Origin of the sequence: Vibrio navarrensis (assembly GCF_015767675.1) — a bacterium.
Lineage (GTDB): Bacteria > Pseudomonadota > Gammaproteobacteria > Enterobacterales > Vibrionaceae > Vibrio.
In genome coordinates, this window is sequence record NZ_CP065217.1 from 115,399 (window position 1) to 141,098 (window position 25,700).

A 25,700-nucleotide genomic window follows, 5' to 3' on the forward strand; every position below is an offset into this window, starting at 1 on the left:
CTAGCACTTCTAACGATTGGCGCTTAAAAAGCCACAATATCGCGCTATCTCCCTATTTTGGATGTGGCAAAATAGCGGCTCACAGGATTTTACGGAAGTAACACCATGTCGAATCAGACTCTTGAATCGAACCAACAGATCGTTTGGGACCAAGCGGTATTGGACAAGTACAACTATTCTGGTCCTCGCTATACCTCTTATCCGACGGCGTTGGAGTTTCACGAAGCGTTTACCATTTCTGACTATGACATGGCATGCTCGCAGTACCCTGAGCGTCCACTTTCTCTTTATGTGCATATTCCTTTCTGTCATAAGCTTTGCTACTACTGCGGCTGCAATAAAGTGATTACTCGCCATTCGCATAAAGCGGATGAGTACCTTGATGTGCTGGAGCATGAAATTCGCCAGCGCGCGTCACTGCTGCATGGTCGACAGGTAACGCAACTGCATTTTGGTGGTGGTACGCCGACCTTTCTAACGGCCAAACAGTTGTCGCGGCTGATGACCTTGCTGCGGGAAGAGTTTGATTTTGAAGCCAATGCGGAGATCAGTATTGAGGTCGATCCGCGTGAGATTGAACTCGATATTCTCGACCATTTGCGGCAGGAAGGGTTTAACCGCCTGAGCATTGGTGTGCAAGATTTCGACAAGGAAGTGCAGAAGCTGGTCAATCGTGAGCAAGATGAAGCCTTTATTTTTGCCATGGTCGAACGGGCCAAGCAGCTCGGTTTCCGCTCGACCAACCTTGATCTCATCTATGGCTTACCCAAGCAAAACCGCGAGTCGTTTGCAAAAACATTAGCCCAAGTGCTGCAAATGCAGCCGGGTCGTTTGTCGGTGTTTAATTACGCCCACATGCCGCAGTTATTTGCCGCGCAGCGTAAAATCAAAGATGAGATGCTGCCCAAAGCCGAAGAAAAAATGGCAATTTTGCAGCAAACCATTACCACCTTAACCGAAGCGGGTTATCAGTTTATCGGTATGGACCACTTTGCCAAACCGGATGATGAACTGGCTATTGCCCAGCGAGAAGGCGTGTTGCATCGTAATTTCCAAGGCTATACCACCCAAGGTGAATGTGACTTAGTCGGTTTTGGTGTCTCGGCCATTTCGATGATTGGCGACGCCTACGCGCAGAATCAGAAAGAGCTGAAGAAATACTACGCTCAAGTCAATGAATTGCGCCATGCGCTGTGGAAAGGGGTGGCGCTTGACGCTGACGACTTGTTGCGCCGTGAGGTAATTAAGCAATTGATTTGCAACTTCAAACTGGATAAAAAAGCGATCGAAACGCAGTTCAAAGTGACGTTTAACCACTACTTCAAAGAAGATCTGCAACTGCTGCAGACCTTTATTGATGATCGATTAGTGGACGTTGATGAGAGTGAAATCCGTGTCACATTGCGTGGTCGTCTGCTGATCCGCAATATCTGCATGTGCTTTGACAAATACCTACGTGGCAAAGCGCGACAACAGCAATTCTCACGCGTCATTTAGCGAAAGAATGCTATATGCAATAAAAAATGCCAGCAAGACGCTGGCATTTTTGTTTATGGTGCTAGTCCGACTTTGCGCGCAACTTATTGGCCAATTAACTGATTTTTCAACCAACTTACTTGTTAGCTAATAAGTTACTTGGCCAATCGGCAAAGGGCACAGGGCGGCTGTATAAGAAACCTTGAGCCAACGGACAACCCAACTCAGAGAGCAATTCGGCTTGCAAGTCGGTTTCTACCCCTTCCGCCACCACACTGACGTTAAAGCCTCGGGTGATGTTAACGATGGCAGCGACCACAGAATTATTGAGTTCCTCGCGGCTGAGTTTATCGACAAAGGCGCGGTCGATTTTCAGGCAATCAAACGGTAAGGTGTGCAAATACGCCAGTGATGAGTAGCCGGTACCAAAATCATCAATCGCAATGCCGATACCAAGGCGGCGCAGCTTGTGCATGTTCTCCAAAGTGGTTGGTGTACTGTCGACCAGACGCGACTCGGTGATCTCCAGAGTGAGATTGGTGGCGGGTAGCCCCGTTTCCAACAAAATTTGCCTGACTTCCGCGACAAAATCTTCGCGTGATAGTTGGTTGACGGAGATATTAACGTGTAACTGGAAGTCATGTTGCCAGAGGTCGTTTGCGATTGCTTGAGCGGTCTCTTTGCAGGCGCGTTGCAATATTTGGCTGCCAATTTCTTTAATCATGCCACTATCTTCAGCAATCGGGATGAAATCGAGTGGTGATACGATGCCTTGCTTACTCAGCCAGCGGGCCAATGCTTCTGCACCGACGACTTTGCCGCTCTCCAGTTCAATAATCGGTTGGTAGTAAGGAATGAATTCTTGGCTGTTGATGCCATCTTGAATGCGCGCCAGCATTTGGGTGCGAAACTTGGACGCGTCTGCCATCTCGGGACGGTAGTGGCTGACCGAGGTATGATCTTGTTTCGCGTTGCTCAGTGCAATGCTGCCGTTACGTAACCAACGGATCATGTCGCTCTCGCTGTCGGTACATACCACCCCAATCGACACTTTCATCACCACGCTTTCCTCACCCATATAAAATGGCGCGATAAACAGCTGTTGCAGCCGGTTAACGGTCAAGGTTATCTCTTCGGAGCTGGCCACTCGTGGTGCGTAGACGGCGAACTCATCACCTCCAGTGCGAGCAAGGATATAGTTATCATCAAATAGGTCTTTGAGTCTTTCAGAGATGCTGATCAGCAGTTGATCGCCTTTGTGATGTCCGACGCTGTCATTGATGTCGCGAAAGCGATTCACCCCAAGCAAAAATAGGCTACCGCTCTGAGAGGGATGCTCGCGACGACTCGCATCAATCAACCCTTCTCGACTGTAGAGCTTGGTCAGAGAGTCATAAACCAACTGGTTGCGCAGCGCTTTAAAGGAGACTCGAAGGTTATTGGCCATCTCATTGAACGCTGTGACCAGCAGGCTGGTTTCGTAGATCAAACCGGGTTTGGGCATGGCACTTTCCCAGTGCCCGTTGGCCAAGTTTTTCGCGGCGGTGGCCGTGGTGGTGATGGGATGGGTAATGCGGCTAAAAATCACCATACAGAACAAAACGCCGATGGTTCCCACCGACAAGCCAACGATCCAGCTCTCTTGCTGCGCTTTGGGCAATACGCCCAGTAGCTGCGATTCAGAAATTGAAATACCGATATACCACGTTAAGCCATATTCGTCGGTATAGGGAGAGATCAGGCTGAAGTAGCGCCCATCGTGGCCCAGAAATTCAAAGCGTTGCGCCGCTCTCTTCTCCAACATTTGTTGGCTTTTCACCGAATCGGCATGGCGTTTTATGATGGGGTCGGCACTTTCGCTTGCTAGCAAACGGTCGCCTTTTTTCGACAAATCGGTACCCCAAGAGACCACGCTGCTTGGCGAAGAGTGTGCGATCAAGCGCTGCTTTTCGTCCATGATATAGACCGAAGCCTTGGTTTTTTCTTTCAATGCGGAGAGAAAATTATTGAAGGTGTTGATGCGAATATCGGTGACCACGACGCCGACAAATTGCTGCTGGTCGTACACCGGAGCGAGAGCGGAGAGAGTGATTTCTTGTCTTTCGTCGGCGTTGGCGTAAATGGAAGACCACATCGGGCGCTGCTCTTGGGCAACTGGCGTGTACCAAGGACGCACTCGCGGGTCGTAGTTGTCAATCACAGAGCGGATGTTCTCGTTGATGGTGTCGCTCTGATAAATCACCAGTTTGCTGTTGGTGCGATCATCTTGCACCATCAGGGTATGGCTGCCATCGCTCTCTTTACGTAGTCCGACATAATCGGCCGCTTCCGAGCCAAATCCAATCACGTCTAGCTGGGCAATCGGGGCATAAATGGTTTGAAAGGCGTCCAGAAAGTAGTGCTGCAACGCAGTGGTGTCATCGGGTTTATACAAATGGTTGAAGCCAATGGTATGCGCCATACTGAGCCCGGCGTCAAACGGGGCGCCGAGATAACTGGTTAAACTGTTGCGCACGTTTTCGGTTAAGGCGGAGAGCTGCTTGTCACTGAGATCATGCACCGCCTCTTCGTAACTGCGCTTTTGTACCAAAATCACCACACTGATTGAGAGCAAAAAGATCACCACCAAAGGCACAATGACCGCGGTTTTTAAGGAAATTTTGCTATTGGAAGCCATCTCTGCCATCGTGCTTTACTATCCCTGCTGCCAATGAGGTTCGCTAAACGATGGCGAACCTCAGTGAATTTCTCTATTCGTTGTCAATAAAGCTCTTTTAATTTACGTGTCAAGGTATTACGTCCCCAGCCGAGTACTTTGGCTGCGTCTTGTTTGTGACCGTTGGTGTGCTCAAGTGCTGCTTCTAACAGTATACGTTCGAATTGTGGAAGTGCGTATGTCAGCAGCTCTTTTTCCCCAGAGCTGAGTTCTTTTCGCGCCCAACTGGCGAGAATCTCCTGCCAAGTCCCTGCCGCGTTTTCTTCCTCGCTGCTCTTTTTCTCTTGCAGCAGTTCACTCGGCAGATCGCCCGGTAAAATTTCGCTGCCACTCGCCATTACGGTCAACCAGCGACAGATGTTTTCCAATTGACGCACGTTACCGGGCCAATTGAGACGCGAGAGAATCTCTAACGTACTGCGATGCAGAGTTTTGGCTTCCACCGCTAGCTCATCGGCGGCGCGGAGCAAAAAGTGCTGAGTCAGTTTTTCTATATCCTGTTTGCGTTCGCGCAACGCCGGGATCTGCACTCGAATAACGTTGAGGCGGTGAAACAGGTCTTCTCGGAAATCGCCATTTTGCACCAAACGTTCGAGATTTTGGTGGGTGGCGGCGACAATCCGCACGTCGACTTTGATCGGCGAGTGGCCGCCGACACGATAAAACTGCCCATCGGCGAGCACGCGCAGTAGGCGAGTTTGAATATCGAGCGGCATATCGCCTATCTCATCCAAAAACAGGGTGCCGCCGTTGGCTTGTTCGAACCGTCCTTGGCGCACCGAGTTTGCCCCAGTAAAAGCGCCTTTTTCGTGGCCAAACAGCTCCGACTCAATCAGATCTTTTGGAATCGCGGCCATGTTGAGGGCGATAAACGGCTTGCTGGCTCTTGGGCTGTGTCGATGCAGCGCATGAGCGACCAGCTCTTTGCCCGTGCCCGATTCACCGTTGATCAGCACAGAGATAGAGGAGCGTGAAAGCCGGCCGATGGCGCGAAACACTTCCTGCATCGCGGGTGCTTCACCAATGATTTCTGGCGTATGGGTGCTAAGCGGATTGCCTGAGGCCATCTGCTCGCGCTTTTGTTCTTGGCCGTGGGCGATGGCGCGTTCTACTAACGTCAGCGTTTCGTCGATATCAAACGGTTTGGGCAGATATTCAAACGCGCCCTTCTGATAGGCGTTGACCGCGGCGTCGAGATCGGAGTGCGCCGTCATGATGATCACAGGCAAGTCAGGGCACTTGCTGTGCACTTGTTGCAGCAATTCAATGCCATCAATGCCAGGCATGCGGATATCGGACACCAACACATCAGGGACTTCTCGCTCTAACGCCATCAACACGCTTTCACCATTGGCGTAGGTTTCGCACTTGATATTGGCGGAAGAGAGGGTCTTTTCCATCACCCAGCGGATGGAGCTATCGTCGTCGACAACCCAAACATATCCTTTACTCATGGTCTATTCCTTGCAGCATTAAATTGGCAGATAAATGGTGAAATTGGTGTGCCCAGGCCAGCTTTCGACATCGATTTTGCCGTTATGTTGATCTATCAGATTTTGCGAGATAGAAAGCCCAAGTCCGGTGCCTCCTTCTCGTCCACTGACCATGGGGTAAAACAAGGTATCTTGCAGCTCGACCGGAATACCGGGGCCGTTATCGATGATTTCAATTCGCGCGGCCACTTTACAGCGGTGGCCATGGATATTGGCTTGATGCACCGTTCTGGTGCGCATGGTGATCAGACTGTCGTCTTGGTTGGCCAGAACTTGTGCCGCGTTGCTGACAATATTTAGCATCGCCTGCTCAATTTGGTCTGCATCCATGTAAATGTCTGGCAGGCTTGGATCATAATCGCGTTCAATCAGCAGTTTTTGCTGTGATTCCAGCTCGACCAATTGGCGTACTTTTTCCAAAACCTGATGCAGATTGGCTTCTTGCTTTTTGCCCGGCTTTTGCGGGCCAAGTAGACGGTCGACCAGCGTGCGCAGCCGATCCGCTTGTTCAATGATGATCTGGGTATATTCGGTCAGGCTCGGATCGGGCAGCATCTTCTCCAGCAACTGCGCCGCGCCGCGCAACCCGCCTAAGGGGTTTTTGATCTCGTGCGCTAGGCCTCTGACCAAAAGTTTGGCCGCTTGTTGCTGCGCGTGTTGGTTCATCTCTTGGGTAATACGCCGCTGCTGGTCAACCTTGCGCATCTCTACCAGCAGCATCGGTTCACGCTCAATGGAGATAGGGCTTACCGTCACTTCCAGCAGCAGCGGCTTACCATCAACAACGAAAGTGACGTCGTTGTCCGTGATGCTTTGGCCGCTTTGTAGCGGTTGTGAGAGCAAGGCTAAATCGAGGGAGGCGTGTTGGATCAATTGTGACAGCGGTTGGTGGATGATGCGTTTGGCGCTTTGCGCGAAGAGTTGCTCGGCCGCCGGGTTGGCGTGTTTAACCTGCAACCCATCATCGAGGATCAGGGTTGCGGTCACCATATTGCTGAGAATTGTGTCTGAAAGCGCTGAGTTCACAATCACATCCTTGTCGTTGTCATAGTTTGGTGCGATGCACTAAATTGGTGCACTGGCAGCCAGTATGGCGGATTAAGGGGAGAAGTGAAAGCGTCTTCTAAGGCGTTCAGATGCTTATCTTGCGACTCAAGCCACTATTTAATACTGGTGCGATGCAAATGCACTGATATAGGGCTGGATGATGCAATTATCTTGCCGTTTCTGTAAGCCTGCACGGCCAGTGTGTGGGTGCCACGGTCAATGTTTTTTAGCTGCCAAGTCAAGCTGGTTTGCGGTGCACCATAACGGTGTCCGTTGAGTAGCAGTTGCAGTTGTTCACCAACGTCCAATTTGCGATTGCTTTCCATGCGAATAAAGATAAGGCCGCGATTGCTGCGAATGGTGGCGTCATTCGCTGGAGACGCCATACTCAGCTGTAATTCGGCGGGGGCTTCATCCGACGAGCTTGGCTGCGCGGGTTCAACCGCCGTTTCTTTTGCTGAAGAAGCCTGCGTGGTGTTGGGTTGCGCAGCGTCCATCTTTTGCGTTGATTCAACGTGTGGTGCAGGCGCACTGGCGTCCAAATCAGGTAGCGTAATGCTTTTCGCACCAGTGCCGGGGGTATCACTAAAATGAAGCACGCCATTGGCGTCGACCCAAGTGTATACGGTCTGTGCGTGCGCAAGAGAGCTGAGCAATACAAGTAGCAGAGAAAGTCTTTTTATCATCTTTCACCTCCAAAGAGATGCGGTTTCACATAATGACAACCCGCGCCCGATATGATCGGATGCGCTTGGCTGTTGGCTATTTTTTTATGCAAACCACATGTTATTACTCGATTTCTGGCGGGAGAATATGAAAAAGGCCCGCCTGCGAGGCGAGCCTGATAAAAAGTGCAATCCGAGTTACATTTGCACTGAGTGAATTACACTGAGTAGTACAGTTCAAATTCCAGTGGGTGAACAGCGGTGTTAACGCGCTCAACGTCTTTGGTTTTCAGTTCGATGTAAGAATCGATGAAATCATCAGAGAATACGCCGCCCGCGGTTAGGAACTCACGGTCACTGTCTAGGCACTCAAGAGCTTGCTTGAGTGATTCTGCAACCTTTGGAATCTCTGCGGCTTCTTCTGCAGGCAGATCGTAAAGGTCTTTGTCCATCGCTTCCCCTGGGTGGATCTTGTTCTTGATACCGTCAAGACCTGCCATCAGCATCGCGGCAAACGCTAGGTATGGGTTTGCTGCTGGATCTGGGAAACGTACTTCGATACGACGCGCTTTCGGGCTTGGTACCACAGGGATACGGATAGACGCAGAACGGTTACGCGCAGAGTAAGCCAGCATAACAGGCGCTTCGTAGTGAGGAACCAGACGCTTGTACGAGTTGGTTGATGGGTTGGTCAGCGCGTTCAGTGCACGAGCGTGCTTGATGATACCACCGATGTAGTACAGAGCCGTTTCTGAAAGGCCGCCGTACTTGTCACCCGCGAAGAGGTTAACGCCGTCTTTCGCCAGAGATTGGTGAACGTGCATGCCTGAGCCGTTGTCGCCAACCAGTGGTTTAGGCATAAAGGTCGCAGTTTTGCCGTAGGCGTGCGCTACGTTGTGAACCACGTACTTGTAGATTTGGATCTCGTCCGCTTTTGCTGTTAGCGTGTTGAAGCGAGTCGCGATCTCGTTTTGACCTGCCGTTGCCACTTCGTGGTGGTGCGCTTCAACCACTAGGCCCATCTCTTCCATTACTAGACACATAGCAGAACGCAGGTCTTGAGAAGAGTCTACAGGAGCGACTGGGAAGTAACCCCCTTTCACGCCAGGACGGTGACCTTTGTTACCGTTTTCGTAATCTGAACCTGTGTTCCATGCCGCTTCTACGTCGTCAATCTTGAAGAAAGAACCCGACATGTCTGTAGAGAATTTCACGTCGTCGAATAGGAAGAACTCTGGCTCTGGGCCGACAAGAACGGTGTCTGCGATACCAGTAGAACGTAGGTAATCTTCCGCGCGTTTTGCGATAGAACGTGGGTCGCGGTCGTAGCCTTGCATGGTTGCAGGCTCAAGGATGTCACAACGGATGTTCAGAGTCGCTTCTTCAGTGAATGGGTCAAGTACCGCAGAAGACGCATCAGGCATCATCACCATGTCTGATTCGTTGATGCCTTTCCAGCCTGCGACAGAAGAACCATCAAACATCTTACCGTCTTCGAAGAAGTCAGCATCGATTTGGTGTGCAGGAATAGAAATGTGTTGCTCTTTACCTTTCGTATCGGTAAAACGCAGGTCAACAAACTTAACTTCGTTTTCTTGGATAAGCGATAGAACGTTTTCTACTGACATCTTGGATAACCTCCAGTGTTATTAAAGCGGTATTGGCCAGATTCGTTGTTGAATCTAGCATTGATTAATTTCTTTACATTGGTATTAATCGATGCTGATTCTTACAAAGCTAAAACTGTGCCAATTTTTTAAGTCCTTATATTTCATAGTTTTAGTGTTTCATCTCGCCATTTTGGTGTGTTCGATGCACCAAAATGATCTTTAAATGCACCGTTTTGGTGCTAATGTGGCGAGTTTGCACCAGAATAAGCCAAAACCGTCTCTCATTCAGCCCGTCTTTGGGCATCTTGTCAATCGAGAAATGTGTTAATGTGCATACTCTTTTTCTAGCAAAAAAATGGCCGAAATACGCCTTGGCGACTAGTCTTTACTTGGCGAAAAATAATCACGAGCTGATCACATATTTCTGGGTTTTTTATCAAAATCTGGTACATTATGGCCGTTTTTTTAATCAAACAACCGCCGCTCGAAAAAACAACCATGTTTTTAGCGTCGTTTTTAAACAAGTGAATCAGAATCCATGACGACTCCACAGATTGATAAATTAAGAAATATCGCGATCATCGCGCACGTTGACCACGGTAAAACCACACTGGTTGACAAATTGCTGCAACAATCAGGCACTTTGCAATCTCGCGGTGACATTGAAGAGCGAGTCATGGACTCGAACGACATCGAGAAAGAGCGTGGCATCACCATCCTGGCGAAAAACACCGCCATCAACTGGAACGATTACCGCATCAACATCGTAGACACCCCAGGACACGCGGACTTCGGTGGTGAAGTTGAGCGTATTATGTCGATGGTTGACTGTGTACTGCTGATCGTTGACGCGGTGGACGGCCCAATGCCACAAACGCGTTTTGTAACGCAAAAAGCGTTTGCGCATGGCCTGAAGCCTATCGTGGTTATCAACAAAATTGACCGTCCTGGCGCACGTCCTGACTGGGTAATGGATCAAGTGTTTGATCTGTTCGATAACCTAGGTGCGACAGACGAACAGCTGGACTTTAAAGTGGTTTACGCGTCAGCGCTGAATGGCTGGGCGACACTGGAAGAAGGCGAAACAGGCGAGAACATGGAACCGTTGTTCCAAACGATCGTCGATGTGGTTGCTGCGCCAGAAGTGGACCTTGATGGCCCACTACAAATGCAAATTTCTCAGCTGGATTACAGCTCATACGTTGGTGTTATCGGCGTGGGTCGTATCAAGCGCGGTAAAGTGAAAGCAAACCAACAAGTAAGCATTGTCGGTGCGGATGGTAAAGTTCGTAACGGTAAAGTGGGTACGGTACTCGGTTACCTTGGCCTTGAGCGCCATGAAGTGGCACAAGCGACCGCAGGTGACATCATTGCGGTTACCGGTCTTGGCGAGCTGAAAATCTCTGACACCATCTGTGACGCAAACAAAGTGGAAGCGCTGCCAGCGCTGTCTGTTGACGAGCCAACCGTGACCATGACGTTCCAAGTGAACACCTCACCTTTTTCAGGTCTTGAAGGCAAATACGTGACGTCACGTAACATCCTTGAGCGTCTTGAGAAAGAGTTGGTGCACAACGTGGCACTGCGCGTTGAGCAAACGGAAGATCCAGACAAATTCCGCGTTTCTGGCCGTGGCGAACTGCATCTTTCTATTTTGATCGAAAACATGCGTCGTGAAGGCTTCGAGCTAGCGGTATCTCGTCCTGAAGTTATCCTGAAAGAAGAGAACGGCCAGTTGATGGAACCGTTTGAAACCGTGACCATCGATGTTCAAGAAGAGCATCAGGGCGGTATCATGGAAAAAATCGGTATGCGTAAAGGTGAGCTGAAAGACATGGCACCGGATGGTAAAGGCCGTGTGCGTCTTGACTTCATCATGCCTTCACGTGGTCTGATTGGTTTCCAAACCGAGTTCATGACACTGACTTCAGGTTCCGGCCTTCTGTACCATACTTTTGACCATTACGGTCCACACAAAGGTGGCAACATTGGTCAACGTGTCAATGGCGTATTGATTGCCAACGCAGCGGGTAAAGCACTGACCAACGCGCTGTTTAACCTGCAAGAGCGTGGCCGTCTATTTATCGGTCACGGCGTGGAAGTGTACGAAGGTATGGTGATCGGTATTCACAGCCGTGACAACGACCTAACCGTCAACGCGCTGAAAGGTAAGCAACTGACCAACGTACGTGCATCGGGCACCGATGACGCGCAGGTACTGACGACACCAATCATCATGACATTAGAGCAAGCGCTTGAGTTTATCGATGACGACGAGTTGGTTGAAGTGACACCGGAAAGCATCCGTATTCGTAAGAAATTCCTCACTGAAAGCGACCGTAAGCGTGCTTCACGTGAAGCGAAGTAATCGCGAATAATGTTATTGTAAGAAATGAAAACCCCGGGCAGTTTCTCCCGGGGTTTTTTATTGCCGTTTATTTTTTAGTTATTTTGATGGTGAGAGTGAGTTAATGATGATTGACCTTTCGATGAGTAGCGCGGACAGGATAAAAAATTGATAGCATAACTGCGAGAAAATAAGGCATGCTTATTTTCCATCAGTTTTTCATGAGCCGTATGGGTAGGACTATGAACCAGTTACCTGGGAGTGACAAGTTGAGATTGCAAACCCTCGCCGGAAATGGAATCGCGTTTGCGCGCTATTTAGTTGCCCGAATGCAACACGATCGGGTGAATGTGAACGCCGGTTATTTGGCCTATATTACCTTGCTCTCCATTGTGCCACTGATGACGGTGCTTCTATCAATATTGTCTAAATTTCCCGTGTTTGAAAATGTTGGTACTGTCTTGCAAGGCTTTATCATTACCCATTTTGTCCCCGCCGCTGGGGATGCGGTGCATAACGCGCTACAGGATTTTGTCGCCAATACCGGAAAAATGACCGCCGTCGGCGCGGCCTTCCTTTTTGTTGCGGCTTTGATGCTGATCTCCAACATCGATAAAAATCTCAACTACATTTGGCGGGTGCGGAAAAAGCGCCGTGCGGTGTTCTCGTTTTCCATGTATTGGATGGTGTTGACCTTGGGGCCGATTTTGGTCGGAACCAGCATTGCCGCGACCTCGTATGTGACTTCGCTGCGTCTGCTCGATAGCGAAGCAATTTCTGGCATGTACAATTTACTGCTGCGCTGGCTGCCGTTTATTCTCTCGTTTTGCGCCTTTGTCGGTTTGTATCTGTTGGTGCCGAACAAAAAAGTTCATTTTTCCCATGCGGTCATCGGGGCGATCATCGCCGCGATTTTGTTTGAGATGAGTAAGAAAGGCTTTGCTGCTTACATTACGCAATTTCCTTCTTACCAAGTGATATACGGTGCACTGGCGGCGATTCCTATTTTGTTTGTTTGGGTCTATTTGTGCTGGCTGATTGTGCTGATCGGCGCGGAAGTGACGGCGGCATTGGGCGAGAAGGAACAGTGGAGACTGAGCGCGGAAATGATACACTCTCAGGCAGAAAAAATGTTGGCCGCAGAAGAGGATAGCAGTAGTGATAGCGCTGATTCAGAGAGTAAGTGAAGCCACCGTTCGCGTCGATGGTGAAGTGGTTGGGCAGATAGAAAAAGGGCTGTTAGTCCTGCTCGGCGTTGAAAAAAACGATGACGAAGCCAAAGCTCGCCGATTGGTGGAGCGTGTCACCACTTACCGTGTGTTCGAAGACGACGACGGCAAAATGAATCTCAATGTGCAGCAAGTCGGGGGCAAAGTGCTGGTGGTGTCGCAGTTTACCTTGCCTGCCGACACCAAAAAAGGCACTCGTGCGGGCTTTTCTCGCGGCGCTCACCCCACAGAGGCTGAACGTTTGTATGACTATTTTTCAGACCAGTGCGAGCATGTGTTGCCGACAGAGCGAGGTCGCTTTGCGGCCGATATGAAAGTATCTTTAGTGAATGATGGTCCGGTAACCTTCTGGTTACAGGTGTAAAGGCAGGAGCCTATTTACTTGAAAAAGGATTTCTATGTTTAAGCTGATCACGCCGAAAACAGATAACCAACTCAACAAGTATTACCACTTTCGTTGGCAAATGTTACGCGAGCCGTGGCGTATGCCGATCGGTTCAGAGCGCGATGAATACGACGGTATGAGCCACCATCGCATGATTGTCGATGGTCGAGGGCGGCCGATTGCCATTGGTCGGCTGTATATATCGCCGGATAGCGAGGGTCAGATCCGCTATATGGCGGTGAAAGGAACTCGCCGTGGCAAAGGCATGGGCTCGCTGGTGTTGGTGGCGTTGGAGTCGCTCGCCCGTCAAGAGGGGGCGAAGCGTCTGGTGTGTAACGCCCGTGAAGACGCTATCTCCTTTTACGAGAGAAATGGGTTTGAACGTCGAGGTGAACTGACCGATGAGCGTGGCCCGGTGCGTCATCAGCAGATGGTAAAGCCCCTCGATCCGATGGCCAACGTATTGCGTAATCCGGAGTGGTGTACGGAATTGCAAGATCGCTGGGATAGACAAATTCCGATCAGCGATAAAATGGGCATCAAAATCAACCAGTATACGGGTTATCAGTTTGAGTGCAGCGCGCAGCTCAACCCCAATTTAAACCCGCATAATACCCTGTTCGCGGGATCGGCATTCACGCTGGCGACGTTAACAGGCTGGGGCATGGCGTGGTTGTTGTTGAAAGAGCGCGGTTTAACTGGGGACATTGTTCTGGCGGACAGTCGCATTCGCTACCGTCATCCGGTGGAGAAAAACCCGATTGCCAGCACCTCACTGGATGGCATTAGTGGCGATTTGGACCGACTCGCCTCTGGGCGCAAAGCGCGCATCGTGATCCATGTGACTATTTTTAGTGATGAGCTTGCGGCGGTGGAGTTCATGGGAACTTATATGCTGTTGCCCGATTACAAAAAGCTACTGAGTCAGCGTGGCTAAAGGGGGTTGGCTTTCACTGCTTAATGCCGCGTCGCATTCGCTGCGGCGCTGGTGTTGATCCGAGAGAAGGTCACCACTCAACTGCTGACAACCAATCACGAACTGATAGCTGATACCCTGTGGAGCATCGGCTGCGAGGTCCGCTTGCCCGCTGATGTGGCCTGTGATCGACGGGCCGCTGACGTTGATCGGGCTGAGTGACAGCTTACCTCGCTGCATATTGAGCCTGAGCTCCGATAGCATTAATGGCGTAATGCTGTTGTCTTGGGCCTCGATATACGCTTCATGCAACTGCGCATACACCCCGCCCGACAAGGTATGGGAGAACATCGCCCAATCGCCCGCCAACCCCTCGGCTTGCAAATCGATACTGCTTATCGCGTTGATCTCCAACGGCAGCGGTAACTGCGATAACAGCAACCCAGCTGGGAAGCCATCGGCATTGAGGGTGAGTTGCCAAGGTTTGCTGATTTGTGTTAGGTCAAGCGAGGCTTGTCCCTCTACATAGCCTTGTTGCAGCGGGGCAAACAAACGATCCATTTGCCACTTGCCTTGAGTGCTGTGCATTTCAATGATCGGGTGTGAGCTGAGTGCACTCTGGTAGCTTGCATTGGCAGCGCTGGCGCTCAGCGCGCCTTGCCAAAGGCCAAGTTGCCTATCTTGCTTAATCAGCAAATTCTGGCCTTCGATATTAAGTCCAGTCAGTTGCCAATAGGGCTCACGGATCAGTTGGATAAATTGGCTGCGCTCGATATTCAGCGTTTCAACGGAAACCTCTTTCGCCTTTCTAAGCAACTGTTTCAGCCACTCTCCTTCACCGGGCTGCTCAGCGGCCCACTTCACGTTATTGACGTTCACGTGTTTCAGTGCCAGCGCGTCCGGAGTGATGCGGCCAGAAAAGCTCACGTTCCCTTGCTGCCAGAGAAAAGCGGCTTCTTCGATATCAATTTGCGCAGGATGGAGACGCAGGCTGAGCCTAGGTTCAATCCACACGTTGTGCTGGTCTTGCACGCTTTCCGCAGAGAGAGAAAAAAGGCCATCGCTTTGCTGCCACCACGCAAACGGTAAGGTGAGATTTTCACAGGAGAGCTCAACATTGACCAGTTGATAGCCTTGGTAACCAATGCTGCTACGCATCACATCGAGGCTGTTGATATGGCTAATGTTGCCCAGCGTTGTCCAAGGTTTGGCCATAATCGACTGCACTTGCTGATCTGAGAGTGTGAGACCATCAACGGTGACATTGACCAGTGACCAGCCTTGCGCGTACTGTTCTGCCTGACCGGATATATGCCCACCACGCCAGAGGAAGGAGAGGCCAAATACCGTGCTCTCTTGCGGGCGATAGTCCATATCGAGCAATGTTTTGTTGAACGCCTCGCCTTGCCAATAGATTTGATCGGCGGAAAGTTGAATCTCGGCATACGGCAGCCATTGTTCTGTCGTCTCCCAGTATGGCTGCTTGAGCTGAACGTTAAGACCGCGCGCGCTGAACTCTTTGTCGGCGTAGTCAAAGTGAGACAAGGCGATTTGCTGGACATGAACCGTATCGCGCAGCCAAGTTTGCGGATTGCTGCTTAGCCCTTGTTGGAGGCTGAGGCCGTCGATCAGCACACTGTCTAACTGCCACTGTCCATCACGGTAAAGTGACGGGTTGAACCAGAGATCGAGTTGTTCGACATAGCTAACATCAGGGTGGTCAAAGGTCAGATTCTTAAACGAAAAATGGTAGGGAAACTGGTAGCGGACTTCTGAAGCGCTGACTCCAGAGTGTAGCCATTGATTGAGTTGATTGAATACCTGACTCGCGTAGCGTGTTTGCAGCGAAAACAAAAGCGCGAGTGGAATAATCGCGACGACCAAAAGCAAGACAGTGATGGTTATGATTATTTTCTTCATCCTAATTGAACAAACTCTCGCTGCTTCCTTGCATGTGTTGCATAAGCTTGTCTTAAATCGGCGCGTGATTCAACTAAAAAGCCCCTCGAATGAGGGGCTTGAGCATGCTTTTTGTTATCCGATCACTTAGTCAAGCTGAGGACCAGCTGAAACGAGGGATTGACCTTCGGCGTTGTCGGTGTATTTAGCAAAGTTATTGATAAAGCGCTGTGCCAGATCTTTGGCTTTGCTTTCCCACTGCAGTGGGTCGACATAGGTATCGCGTGGGTCAAGGATGGTTGGATCGACGCCAGGAAGCGATGTTGGTACTTCAAGATTGAAGATGGGCACGTGCTTGGTTGGCGCTTCTTCAATCGAGCCGTCAAGGATGGCATCAATAATGCCGCGCGTATCTTGAATGGAGATACGTTTGCCACTGCCATTCCAGCCGGTGTTCACTAGGTACGCTTCTGCACCCGCTTCTTCCATGCGTTTGACCAGGACTTCTGCATACTTGGTTGGGTGTAGCGTTAGGAACGCAGCGCCAAAACAGGCAGAGAAGGTTGGCGTTGGCTCGGTAATACCACGCTCAGTGCCCGCCAGTTTGGCGGTGAAACCAGAGAGGAAGTGGTACTTGGTTTGCTCTGGTGTCAGTTTAGACACGGGAGGCAATACTCCAAAGGCATCAGCAGACAGGAAGATCACTTTGTTAGCATGGCCACCTTTAGAAACGGGTTTGACGATGTTATCAATGTGGTAAATCGGGTAAGAAACGCGCGTATTCTCGGTTTTCGAGCCGTCGTCAAAATCGATTGAACCGTCGTTACGTACTGTGACGTTTTCTAGCAGCGCATCGCGACGGATGGCGTTGTAGATGTCTGGCTCTGCTTCTTTCGACAGTTTGATGGTTTTCGCGTAGCAGCCACCTTCGAAGTTAAATACGCCGTCATCATCCCAGCCGTGTTCGTCGTCGCCGATCAACGCACGTTTTGGATCGGTGGATAGGGTCGTTTTACCTGTACCAGATAGGCCGAAGAAGATCGCGACATCGCCATCTTTGCCCATGTTGGCACTACAGTGCATGGATGCGACACCTTTCAACGGCAGGAAGTAGTTCATCATGGCGAACATGCCTTTCTTCATTTCGCCGCCGTACCAAGTACCGCCAATCAGTTGGGTGCGCTCGGTTAGGTTAAACACAGTAAAGTTTTCCGAGTTCAGACCATGCTCTTGCCACTTCTGGTTGGTGCATTTCGCGGCGTTCATCACCACGAAGTCCGGCTCAAAGGTCGCCAACTCTTCTTCGGAAGGGCGGATAAACATGTTCTTCACAAAATGCGCCTGCCAAGCGACTTCGGTGATCACGCGAATGCTTAAGCGCGTGTCAGGGTTAGCACCACAGTAACCATCAATCACGAACACACGCTTGCCAGACAGCTGGTTGGTCACCAGTTCTTTAATGTCGTTCCACACTTCCTGAGTGATTGGTTTGTTGTCGTTCGGAACTGCACTGGATGTCCACCACATGTTTTCTTCCGTCGTTGCGTCTTTCACTATGTATTTATCTTTTGGTGAGCGGCCAGTGAAAACGCCAGTATCGACAGCGACCGCGCCAAGCTCGGTGACTGCGCCTTTTTCGTAGCCTTCGAGATCCGGACGTGTCTCTTCTGCAAACAGCACTTCGTAACTTGGGTTACGTAGAACCTCTTTTACGTTGCGCAGTCCATGTTTGGTTAAATCAATTGTTGCAGCCTTAGTATGTTCCATAACGGTCATAGGTGCTCCTTATAGGATTTTGTAGGGATTTTGTAAGAATCTTTTAATTTTTCTGCTCACCATGCTAACAACGGGTGGGGGAGAAAACAGGGATATAGTTCAAAAATTATCCTTAATTTTCCTGCGGTTTTAGGTGTCCCGTCACATATTGGCCGAGATAGTTTATCGTGCACGCAAACCATTGCGCCAGCGTTAAAGGATTATTAATTAACAAAAAATAAGGGGTTGTTAAATTACGGGAAAGTATTGATTTACTAGGCTTTGATCACAAAAAGGCCAGCTTGCGCTGGCCTTTTGACGGGTAAATTACGTGCTTGATAATCCAAGGAAATTAATGCAGCGTTTTACGCTCAGAAGTGGCGTTGGTGTAGAGCTCAGCCACTTGCGGCTCGTCAAACGAGTAAGTCGTGCCGCAGTAATCACAATGTAAAGAAACGGATCCTTCGGTGGCCAAAATGTCATAAATTTCGGTTTTATCGATGGTGACAATCGCGGCACCGCTGCGCTCACGAGAACAGCCGCAATGGAACTCAACAGGCTGAGGTTCAAACAGGCGGACTTGTTCTTGGTTGTACAAGCGATACAGCAGCTCGTTGGCTTCTAACGTGAATAACTCTTCATTCTTCACTGTGTTTGTTAACTGTTCTAGGTGCTCAAAGTCATCGGCAGAGCCGGTGCCATCTGGCACGACTTGAATCAGCATACCTGCGGCGTGTGCTTGACCTTGATGCTCGCCAGTGCGGATCCACAAGCGGGTTTTAAGTTGCTCTGAGTTGGCAAAATAGCCTTCGATCACTTGAGTGAGGTTGTCGCCGTCGAGACCAACCACACCTTGATAGCGTTCGCCTTTTTTCGGCTCAATGGTGATGACAAGGTAGCCTTTCCCCATCATATCGTGCAGGCTGGCGTCGTCGGCAATCTCACCTTCCCAGCGAGCGACACCACGAACTTTTTGTTCGTTGTCGCCATTGATGACCGCCAAAGAAACCGGACCATCGCCTTGCAATTGAATGGTGATAGAACCTTCAAACTTGAGTGTGGCGGTGAGCAGAGTGGTTGACACCAACAGCTCGCCTAACAGTTTTTGCAGGGCTGCCGGATATTCCTTGCTCGAAATAATACGCTGGTACGCTTCATCCAATTGTACCAACTCGCCACGCACTGAAAGGTCTTCAAATAAGTAGCGGTTCAAAACATTGCTTGCCATTTAGGGATTCCTCGTCGGTTTTTCCGGCGTTGTTACTGCAGTTTAAATTTGATGATGTCACGACGCTGCTTCTTGTCTGGGCGTCGTTCAGGGCTTGGGTTAGCGTTGAGTTTACGCTGCTGTGCCAGTGTTTCGCGCTTCGTCACACTTTCGTCGGTTTCGCGATACAGGTTTTGTGCTTCTGGCGCGCCACGTCGCTGATCTGAGATCTGCTCAATCACCACCACTTTCTCGTCATTTCCTTGGCGTAACTTAATTGTTGCACCAATTTCAACTATTTTGCTTGGTTTTGTGCGCTGACCATTATAGTGGACTTTACCTCCATCGACCATGTTGCGGGCAATGGAACGGGTCTTATAAAATCGTGCAGCCCATAGCCATTTATCTAAGCGAACGGCGTCAAGTTGGGAACTCATAGGAAGTCTTACTCTCTAATCAGTGCTGTGAATGATTGCTGCTTATTGCCCCTTACAATGGTGACATGCAGCGAAAATTTCAAGGGAGTTGGCAAAAACGGAATTTGAAAAGCGTGTCACTATTATGCTGTGATATAGTTCTCCGCTCTTTGTTGACTAGACAATTCCATTACAGTCAAAAACATAGCAGTGAACCTGCTTTTTTTGAGTTAGGTGCTAATGTCAATAGAGAGCGCAGTGAGATCATAGAAGAAAACTGCCTATAACAAGAGCGATCATTGAATCGTAACAAACAAGGAATCAACTCAGTGAAACCATCAGAGCTAAGTGCTGGATTGAGAAGCAGCCCGCTACTGGCTCGCGTCATTGCGAATAACGGCGAGATTCAGCGCCATGTAAGCAAGATCTTAGCTGGCATTTTGATTGCGATGACAGGCTGGACTTTAGGCCAGGTTGTCTGGCTCACGCAGCCACAGAAAAATGAGATTGTCGCTTGGCAAGCCCCTGTGATAGCCGGAGGGCAAAGCAACAATAAACAGGGCCTCTCTCTTGCAGGGCTTCAGGCGATGAATTTGTTTGGTGCTTACAACGAAAACAAAGCCAAACCAGTCGTAAAAGCACCTGTGGTGCAAGATGCACCGAAAACTCGACTCAATTTGGTGTTGGTCGGTGCGGTCGCGAGTAGCAATCCGAGTGCCAGTTTGGCGGTCATCGCCAACCGAGGCCAGCAAGCGACGTACGGTTTGGGTGAAGAAATTGAAGGGACTCGTGCCAAGTTAAAAGCCGTGTTGGTGGATCGGGTGATCATCGATAACGAAGGGCGTGATGAAACCGTGATGCTCGAAGGGCTAGAGTACAAGAAACTCGGTGATAGCACTTCGCCTGCTCCGTCGACCATTGCGAAGAATAACCCGCCCGATACCGACGACCAGTTAGCGCAGATTCGTGAAGAGATCACCGCGGATCCGCAGAAGATTTTCCAATATGTTCGTTTATCCCAAGTGAAGAAAGACGAACAAGTGATCGGTTATCGCGTTAGCCCGGGTAAAAATCCGCAGCTTTTCCAGTCGGTAGGTCTACAAGATGGCGATATTGCCGTGCAGCTGAATGGCAACGATCTGACCGATCCGGCGGCGATGGGCAAAATTTTCGATTCAATTTCAGAGCTGACAGAGCTCAACCTGACGGTTGAGCGTGATGGTCAGCAACATGACATTTACATCCAATTTTAATACTTAGGCGCTAGAGCGTAAGTGGTGGGAGATATACGTGAAACATTGGTTTAGCAAAAGCGCATGGTTGCTGGCAGGGACGCTAGCCTGTACGTCCGGGGCGTGGGCAAGCGAATTCAGTGCGAGCTTTAAAGGCACGGACATTCAGGAATTCATTACGATCGTCGGACGCAATCTGGAGAAAACCATCATTGTTGATCCGTCAGTGCGCGGCAAAATTGATGTCCGCAGCTATGATGTACTGAATGAAGAGCAATACTACAGCTTCTTTCTCAATGTGTTGGAAGTGTACGGTTATGCTGTGGTGGAAATGGAAAACGGCGTACTGAAAGTCGTTAAATCGAAAGACTCAAAAACGTCTGCTATTCCGGTGGTGGGTGACGATACCGTGAAAGGCGACAACGTCATCACTCGCGTCGTTGCGGTGCGCAATGTATCGGTACGTGAACTCTCTCCATTGCTGCGCCAATTGATCGACAACGCCGGCGCGGGTAACGTGGTGCACTACGACCCAGCCAATATCATTTTGATCACTGGCCGTGCGGCGGTGGTGAATCGCCTTGCGGAAATCATCAAACGTGTCGACCAGGCTGGTGATACCGAAGTGGAAGTGATTGAACTGAAAAACGCGTCTGCCTCGGAAATGGTGCGCATAGTCGATGCACTGAACAAATCTCAAGACGCCAAAAATACCCCAGCCAATTTACTGCCTAAATTAGTGGCAGATGAACGCACCAACGCCATCTTGATCTCTGGCGACCCGAAAGTGCGTGAGCGCCTGAAAAACCTGATTGAGAAGTTGGATGTCGAGATGGCAACCAAAGGTAACAACCGCGTGGTGTATCTCAAATACGCCAAAGCAGAAGACTTGGTCGATGTGCTCAAAGGCGTGTCCGATAATCTGCAAGCGGAGAAGAGCTCAGGTCAGAAAACGGCGGGTTCGCAACGTAACGATGTGGTGATTGCGGCTCACCAAGGCACCAACTCGCTGGTGCTGACTGCGCCGCCCGATATCATGATTGCGCTGCAAGAAGTGATTTCTCAATTGGATATTCGTCGTGCGCAAGTGTTGATCGAAGCCTTAATTGTTGAAATGGCTGAAGGCGATGGCATCAACCTTGGCGTACAGTGGGGCTCACTGGAAAGTGGCGCCGTAATTCAGTATGGCAACAGTGGTGCGCAAATTGGCAAGGTGATGATTGGCCTTGAAGAAGCCAAAGAGCAAACAAGAACGGAATACTATAACGACTCCAACGGCAATCGTGTTCCTTATGAAGTGAAAGAGTCCGGTGATTACTCCACCCTAGCCTCTGCCTTATCAGGCGTAAATGGTGCTGCGATGAGCTTGGTGATGGGTGACTGGACTGCCTTAATCAGCGCCGTGGCCAGTAACTCCAACTCAAACATTCTTTCGTCGCCTAGCATTACCGTGATGGACAACGGCGAAGCGTCGTTTATCGTTGGTGAAGAAGTGCCGGTCTTAACCGGTTCATCGGCCAGCTCGAACAACGACAATCCATTCCAGACGGTAGAGCGTAAAGAGGTCGGTATTAAGCTGAAAGTGGTGCCGCAAATCAACGAAGGTGACTCGGTACAACTGAATATTGAGCAGGAAGTGTCGAACGTGCTTGGTGCGAATGGTGCGGTCGACGTGCGCTTTGCCAAACGTCAGCTAAATACCTCCGTCATTGTTCAAGACGGGCAGATGTTGGTGCTCGGCGGTTTGATTGACGAGCGCGCGTTGGAAAGCGAATCGAAAGTGCCGTTGCTCGGCGACATTCCGATTTTGGGGCACTTGTTTAAATCGACCAGTACTCAGGTTGAGAAAAAGAACCTGATGGTGTTTATCAAGCCGACCATTATTCGCGATGGTATGACCGCCGATGGCATCACCCAGCGTAAATACAACTACATTCGTGCTGAGCAGCTATACAAAGCCGATCAAGGTTTGAAGCTCATGGGCGATGGCAACATCCCAGTTCTGCCAAAATATGGTGAAGATAAGCGCCATCCTGTGGAAATTCAGGCCTTTATCGAACAAATGGAAAGCAACTGATGGTAGACATGCTGGACACGGCAGCGGTGTTTCGCCGCTTGCCTTTTAGCTTCGCTAACCGTTTTAAGGTGGTCCTTGAGGTGGTTCATCCAGAGCGTCCGATGATGCTCTACTATGTTGAACCGCTCAATGCCTCAGCGCTGATTGAAGTGCGTCGAGTGTTGAAGCAGACGTTTATTCCGCAGGCGCTAAGCGCGGAAGAATTTGAGAAAAAACTCACCCTAGCCTATCAGCGCGACTCGTCGGAAGCGCGACAACTGATGGAAGACATCGGCTCAGATGACGATTTCTTCTCGCTGGCGGAAGAGTTACCGCAAGGGGAAGATCTCCTTGAGTCGGAGGACGATGCGCCAATCATCAAATTGATCAACGCCATGCTCGGTGAAGCGATTAAAGAGGGTGCGTCAGATATTCATATCGAAACGTTTGAAAAATCGCTCTCGATTCGTTTCCGTGTCGATGGGGTATTACGTGACGTGCTTGCTCCTAACCGTAAACTTGCGCCGCTGCTGGTGTCGCGGGTCAAAGTAATGGCGAAGCTGGACATTGCGGAAAAACGCGTACCGCAAGATGGCCGAATCTCTTTGCGTATTGGTGGCCGCGCGGTGGACGTGCGGGTTTCGACGATGCCTTCATCGCACGGTGAGCGTGTGGTAATGCGTCTGCTGGACAAAAACGCCACCCGCTTGGATTTGCACAGCCTTGGTATGACGCCAGCCAACCACGATAACTTCCGTCACCTGATCGCTCGTCCGCACGGGATTATTCTGGTCACGGGACCAACGGGGTCGGGTAAATCGACCACCTTGTACGCAGGGTTGCAGGAGCTTAACAGTAACGAGCGCAATATCCTCACCGTCGAAGATCCGATCGAGTTTGATATCGACGGTATCGGCCAGACACAGGTTAACCCGAAAGTTGACATGACTTTTGCTCGCGGCTTGCGCGCGATTTTGCGTCAAGACCCAGATGTGGTGATGGTCGGGGAAATTCGTGACTTGGAAACCGCGCAAATTGCGGTGCAAGCGTCGTTAACCGGCCACTTAGTGATGTCGACATTGCACACCAACACGGCGGTTGGCGCGATTACCCGTCTGCGTGATATGGGGATTGAGCCTTTCCTTATCTCATCCTCTTTGCTTGGGGTTCTGGCACAGCGCTTGGTACGAACTTTATGCCATAGCTGCAAAGAACCTTACGAAGCGGATAAAGAGCAGCGCAAACTGTTTGATAGCAAGAAGAAAGATCCCCTTATCCTCTATCGTCCGAAAGGGTGTGAGAAGTGTAATCACAAAGGTTACCGAGGCCGAACGGGTATCCACGAGTTGCTGATGGTGGATGAAAAAGTGCAGGAACTGATTCACAGCGAAGCGGGCGAGCAGGCGATTGACAAACTGATCCGAGAGCATACGCCAAGCATTCGCAGTGATGGTTTGAGTAAAGTATTGCAAGGTGTCACTTCACTCGAAGAGGTGATGCGTGTCACTAAGGAATCCTGATGGCTGCGTTTGAGTACAAAGCGCTCGATGCCAAAGGGCGACAGAAAAAAGGCAACATCGAAGGCGACAACGCTCGTCAGGTCAGACAGCGCCTCAAAGAGCAAGGCATGGTGCCGATTGAAGTGATTGAGACCAAAGCTAAGCAGGCGAAAAGCAACGCTTCCGGTGGGTTCAAACGCGGGATCAGTACCCCCGATCTCTCTTTGATTACACGCCAGATCTCGACCTTAGTTCAATCTGGTATGCCTTTGGAAGAGTGTTTACGCGCGGTATCGGAACAAGCGGAAAAGCCACGCATCAAAAGCATGCTGGCTGCAGTGCGCTCCAAGGTGACTGAAGGTTATACCTTGGCCGACAGTTTGGCCGATTATCCGCACATCTTTGACGAGCTGTACCGTTCTATGGTGTCGGCGGGGGAGAAATCCGGCCACCTTGATGCCGTCTTAGAACGGCTTGCTGATTACTGTGAAAATCGGCAGAAAATGCGCTCCAAGCTGATGCAGGCGATGATCTACCCTGTGGTGTTGGTGGTGTTTGCGGTCTCTATTGTGGCGTTTTTGCTGGCGACCGTGGTACCAAAAATCGTTGAGCCGATCATTCAAATGGGGCAAGAGCTGCCGCAGTCAACGCAGTTTCTTCTCGCCTCGAGTGAATTTATTCAGCAATGGGGCTTGATACTGTTTGTCAGCGTGGTAGCGGCGATTTATCTGCTAAAAACCGCCCTGAAAAAGCCAAACTTTCGAATGGTGTGGGATAGACGCATTTTGAGCCTGCCACTGCTGGGAAAAATTTCTAAGGGTTTGAATACGGCGCGTTTTGCGCGAACGCTATCGATTTGTACCTCCAGCGCCATTCCGATTTTGGAAGGAATGCGCGTTGCGGTGGATGTGATGTCGAACCAATTTGTCAAACAGCAGGTCTTACTAGCAGCGGACAGTGTGCGTGAAGGGTCCAGTTTGCGCAAAGCCCTGGATCAGACGCGTCTCTTTCCACCGATGATGCTGCATATGATCGCCAGTGGTGAGCAGAGTGGTGAGCTGGAGAGCATGTTGACGCGCGCGGCGGATAACCAAGACCAAAACTTTGAATCGACGGTCAATATTGCTTTGGGGATCTTTACCCCGGCGTTGATCGCCTTGATGGCAGGGTTGGTGCTGTTTATCGTCATGGCAACGCTGATGCCGATGCTAGAAATGAATAACTTAATGAGTGGCTAATGTTATCGATCGGATGGGGCAACTATCCGAACGATTAATTGTGGAGAAAATAATGCAAAGCAAACGTAAAAAGCAGGCGGGTTTTACCCTGTTAGAAGTCATGGTTGTGGTGGTGATTCTGGGCATTTTGGCCAGTTTCGTTGTCCCTAACTTGCTGGGGAACAAAGAGAAAGCGGACCAACAAAAAGCGATCACCGATATCGTCGCGTTGGAAAACGCGCTCGATATGTACAAGCTCGACAACAGTGTTTACCCAACCACAGATCAAGGTTTGGAAGCGCTGGTGAGCAAGCCAAGCAGCCCTGAGCCGCGTAACTACCGCGATGGCGGTTACATCAAACGTCTGCCAAAAGATCCGTGGGGCAACGATTACCAATACCTTAGCCCAGGTGACAAAGGCACAGTTGACATCTTTACCTTAGGTGCGGATGGTCAAGAGGGCGGTGAAGGTGCGGCTGCGGACATTGGCAACTGGAATATGCAAGACTTCCGTTAATTCGGTGAAGTTTGCAAC

At 50.2% G+C, this 25,700-nt stretch carries 19 protein-coding genes; 10 read left to right on the top strand and 9 right to left on the bottom strand.

What is annotated here, in order from left to right; all coding sequences use genetic code 11:
- The first annotated feature begins 105 nt into the window (after positions 1–105).
- Positions 106–1,497 carry an oxygen-independent coproporphyrinogen III oxidase gene (gene hemN, locus I3X05_RS00540; protein ID WP_337970891.1) on the top strand — a complete coding sequence of 464 codons (1,392 nt, stop codon included), beginning with the start codon at positions 106–108 and terminating at the stop codon, positions 1,495–1,497.
- Between the two features lie 115 nt (positions 1,498–1,612).
- Here the strand turns inward: hemN and I3X05_RS00545 are convergent, their stop codons facing one another.
- From I3X05_RS00545 to glnA, 5 genes are all read right to left on the bottom strand, one after another.
- Positions 1,613–4,153, bottom strand: coding sequence for an EAL domain-containing protein (locus tag I3X05_RS00545; protein ID WP_413470571.1), 2,541 nt, complete (start codon positions 4,151–4,153; stop codon positions 1,613–1,615).
- Between the two features lie 83 nt (positions 4,154–4,236).
- A complete protein-coding gene (gene glnG, locus I3X05_RS00550; RefSeq protein WP_193157674.1) occupies positions 4,237–5,646 on the bottom strand; it encodes a nitrogen regulation protein NR(I) in 1,410 nt (469 codons plus the stop codon).
- Positions 5,647–5,664: 18 nt separating this feature from the next.
- Positions 5,665–6,675 (bottom strand): nitrogen regulation protein NR(II), encoded by a 1,011-nt coding sequence (gene glnL, locus I3X05_RS00555; RefSeq protein ID WP_226972313.1) that lies wholly within the window; start codon positions 6,673–6,675, stop codon positions 5,665–5,667.
- 170 nt (positions 6,676–6,845) lie between these two features.
- Positions 6,846–7,418 carry a DUF4124 domain-containing protein gene (locus I3X05_RS00560; protein ID WP_193157676.1) on the bottom strand — a complete coding sequence of 191 codons (573 nt, stop codon included), beginning with the start codon at positions 7,416–7,418 and terminating at the stop codon, positions 6,846–6,848.
- 197 nt (positions 7,419–7,615) lie between these two features.
- Positions 7,616–9,025: a glutamate--ammonia ligase gene (glnA, locus tag I3X05_RS00565; RefSeq protein WP_045572348.1), complete on the bottom strand. Its 1,410-nt coding sequence runs from the start codon at positions 9,023–9,025 to the stop codon at positions 7,616–7,618.
- A gap of 520 nt (positions 9,026–9,545) precedes the next feature.
- Between glnA and typA the strand changes: the two genes are divergently transcribed.
- From typA to I3X05_RS00585, 4 genes are all read left to right on the top strand, one after another.
- On the top strand, positions 9,546–11,375 hold the full coding sequence (gene typA / locus I3X05_RS00570) for a translational GTPase TypA (protein WP_045572350.1): 1,830 nt from the start codon (positions 9,546–9,548) through the stop codon (positions 11,373–11,375).
- 221 nt (positions 11,376–11,596) lie between these two features.
- Positions 11,597–12,541 (top strand): virulence factor BrkB family protein, encoded by a 945-nt coding sequence (locus I3X05_RS00575; protein WP_045572351.1) that lies wholly within the window; start codon positions 11,597–11,599, stop codon positions 12,539–12,541.
- Entirely contained in the window at positions 12,513–12,947 is a 435-nt protein-coding gene (gene dtd, locus I3X05_RS00580; RefSeq protein ID WP_045572352.1) for a D-aminoacyl-tRNA deacylase, read from the top strand. Before I3X05_RS00575 ends, dtd begins: the two co-directional genes overlap by 29 nt.
- Before the next feature lie 34 nt (positions 12,948–12,981).
- Positions 12,982–13,905, top strand: coding sequence for a bifunctional GNAT family N-acetyltransferase/hotdog fold thioesterase (locus tag I3X05_RS00585; RefSeq protein WP_045572353.1), 924 nt, complete (start codon positions 12,982–12,984; stop codon positions 13,903–13,905).
- On the opposite strand, the gene I3X05_RS00590 is transcribed toward I3X05_RS00585, so the two are convergent.
- The 4 genes from I3X05_RS00590 to hslR form a co-directional block, all read right to left on the bottom strand.
- Positions 13,885–15,804, bottom strand: coding sequence for an AsmA family protein (locus I3X05_RS00590; RefSeq protein ID WP_193167043.1), 1,920 nt, complete (start codon positions 15,802–15,804; stop codon positions 13,885–13,887). The two genes, I3X05_RS00585 and I3X05_RS00590, sit on opposite strands and share 21 nt — an antisense overlap.
- Positions 15,805–15,930: 126 nt before the next feature.
- Positions 15,931–17,559 carry a phosphoenolpyruvate carboxykinase (ATP) gene (pckA, locus tag I3X05_RS00595; protein ID WP_337970892.1) on the bottom strand — a complete coding sequence of 543 codons (1,629 nt, stop codon included), beginning with the start codon at positions 17,557–17,559 and terminating at the stop codon, positions 15,931–15,933.
- Positions 17,560–17,890: 331 nt separating this feature from the next.
- Entirely contained in the window at positions 17,891–18,766 is an 876-nt protein-coding gene (gene hslO / locus I3X05_RS00600; RefSeq protein ID WP_045572356.1) for an Hsp33 family molecular chaperone HslO, read from the bottom strand.
- Positions 18,767–18,798: 32 nt separating this feature from the next.
- Positions 18,799–19,182, bottom strand: a complete 384-nt coding sequence (gene hslR / locus I3X05_RS00605; RefSeq protein WP_045572357.1) for a ribosome-associated heat shock protein Hsp15 — start codon at positions 19,180–19,182, stop codon at positions 18,799–18,801.
- Between the two features lie 308 nt (positions 19,183–19,490).
- Here hslR and gspC point away from each other — a divergent pair, with 308 nt between their 5' ends.
- The 5 genes from gspC to gspG are packed head-to-tail and all read left to right on the top strand — an operon-like array spanning position 19,491 to position 25,682.
- Positions 19,491–20,414: a type II secretion system protein GspC gene (gspC, locus tag I3X05_RS00610; protein WP_045572358.1), complete on the top strand. Its 924-nt coding sequence runs from the start codon at positions 19,491–19,493 to the stop codon at positions 20,412–20,414.
- A gap of 37 nt (positions 20,415–20,451) precedes the next feature.
- On the top strand, positions 20,452–22,470 hold the full coding sequence (gspD, locus tag I3X05_RS00615; RefSeq protein ID WP_045572359.1) for a type II secretion system secretin GspD: 2,019 nt from the start codon (positions 20,452–20,454) through the stop codon (positions 22,468–22,470).
- Positions 22,470–23,969: a type II secretion system ATPase GspE gene (gspE, locus tag I3X05_RS00620; protein ID WP_045572360.1), complete on the top strand. Its 1,500-nt coding sequence runs from the start codon at positions 22,470–22,472 to the stop codon at positions 23,967–23,969. The genes gspD and gspE overlap by 1 nt, the downstream gene beginning before the upstream one ends.
- A complete protein-coding gene (gene gspF / locus I3X05_RS00625; protein WP_193157677.1) occupies positions 23,969–25,186 on the top strand; it encodes a type II secretion system inner membrane protein GspF in 1,218 nt (405 codons plus the stop codon). The genes gspE and gspF overlap by 1 nt, the downstream gene beginning before the upstream one ends.
- Positions 25,187–25,238: 52 nt before the next feature.
- A complete protein-coding gene (gspG, locus tag I3X05_RS00630) occupies positions 25,239–25,682 on the top strand; it encodes a type II secretion system major pseudopilin GspG (RefSeq protein WP_039422645.1) in 444 nt (147 codons plus the stop codon).
- The last annotated feature ends 18 nt before the right edge of the window (positions 25,683–25,700 follow it).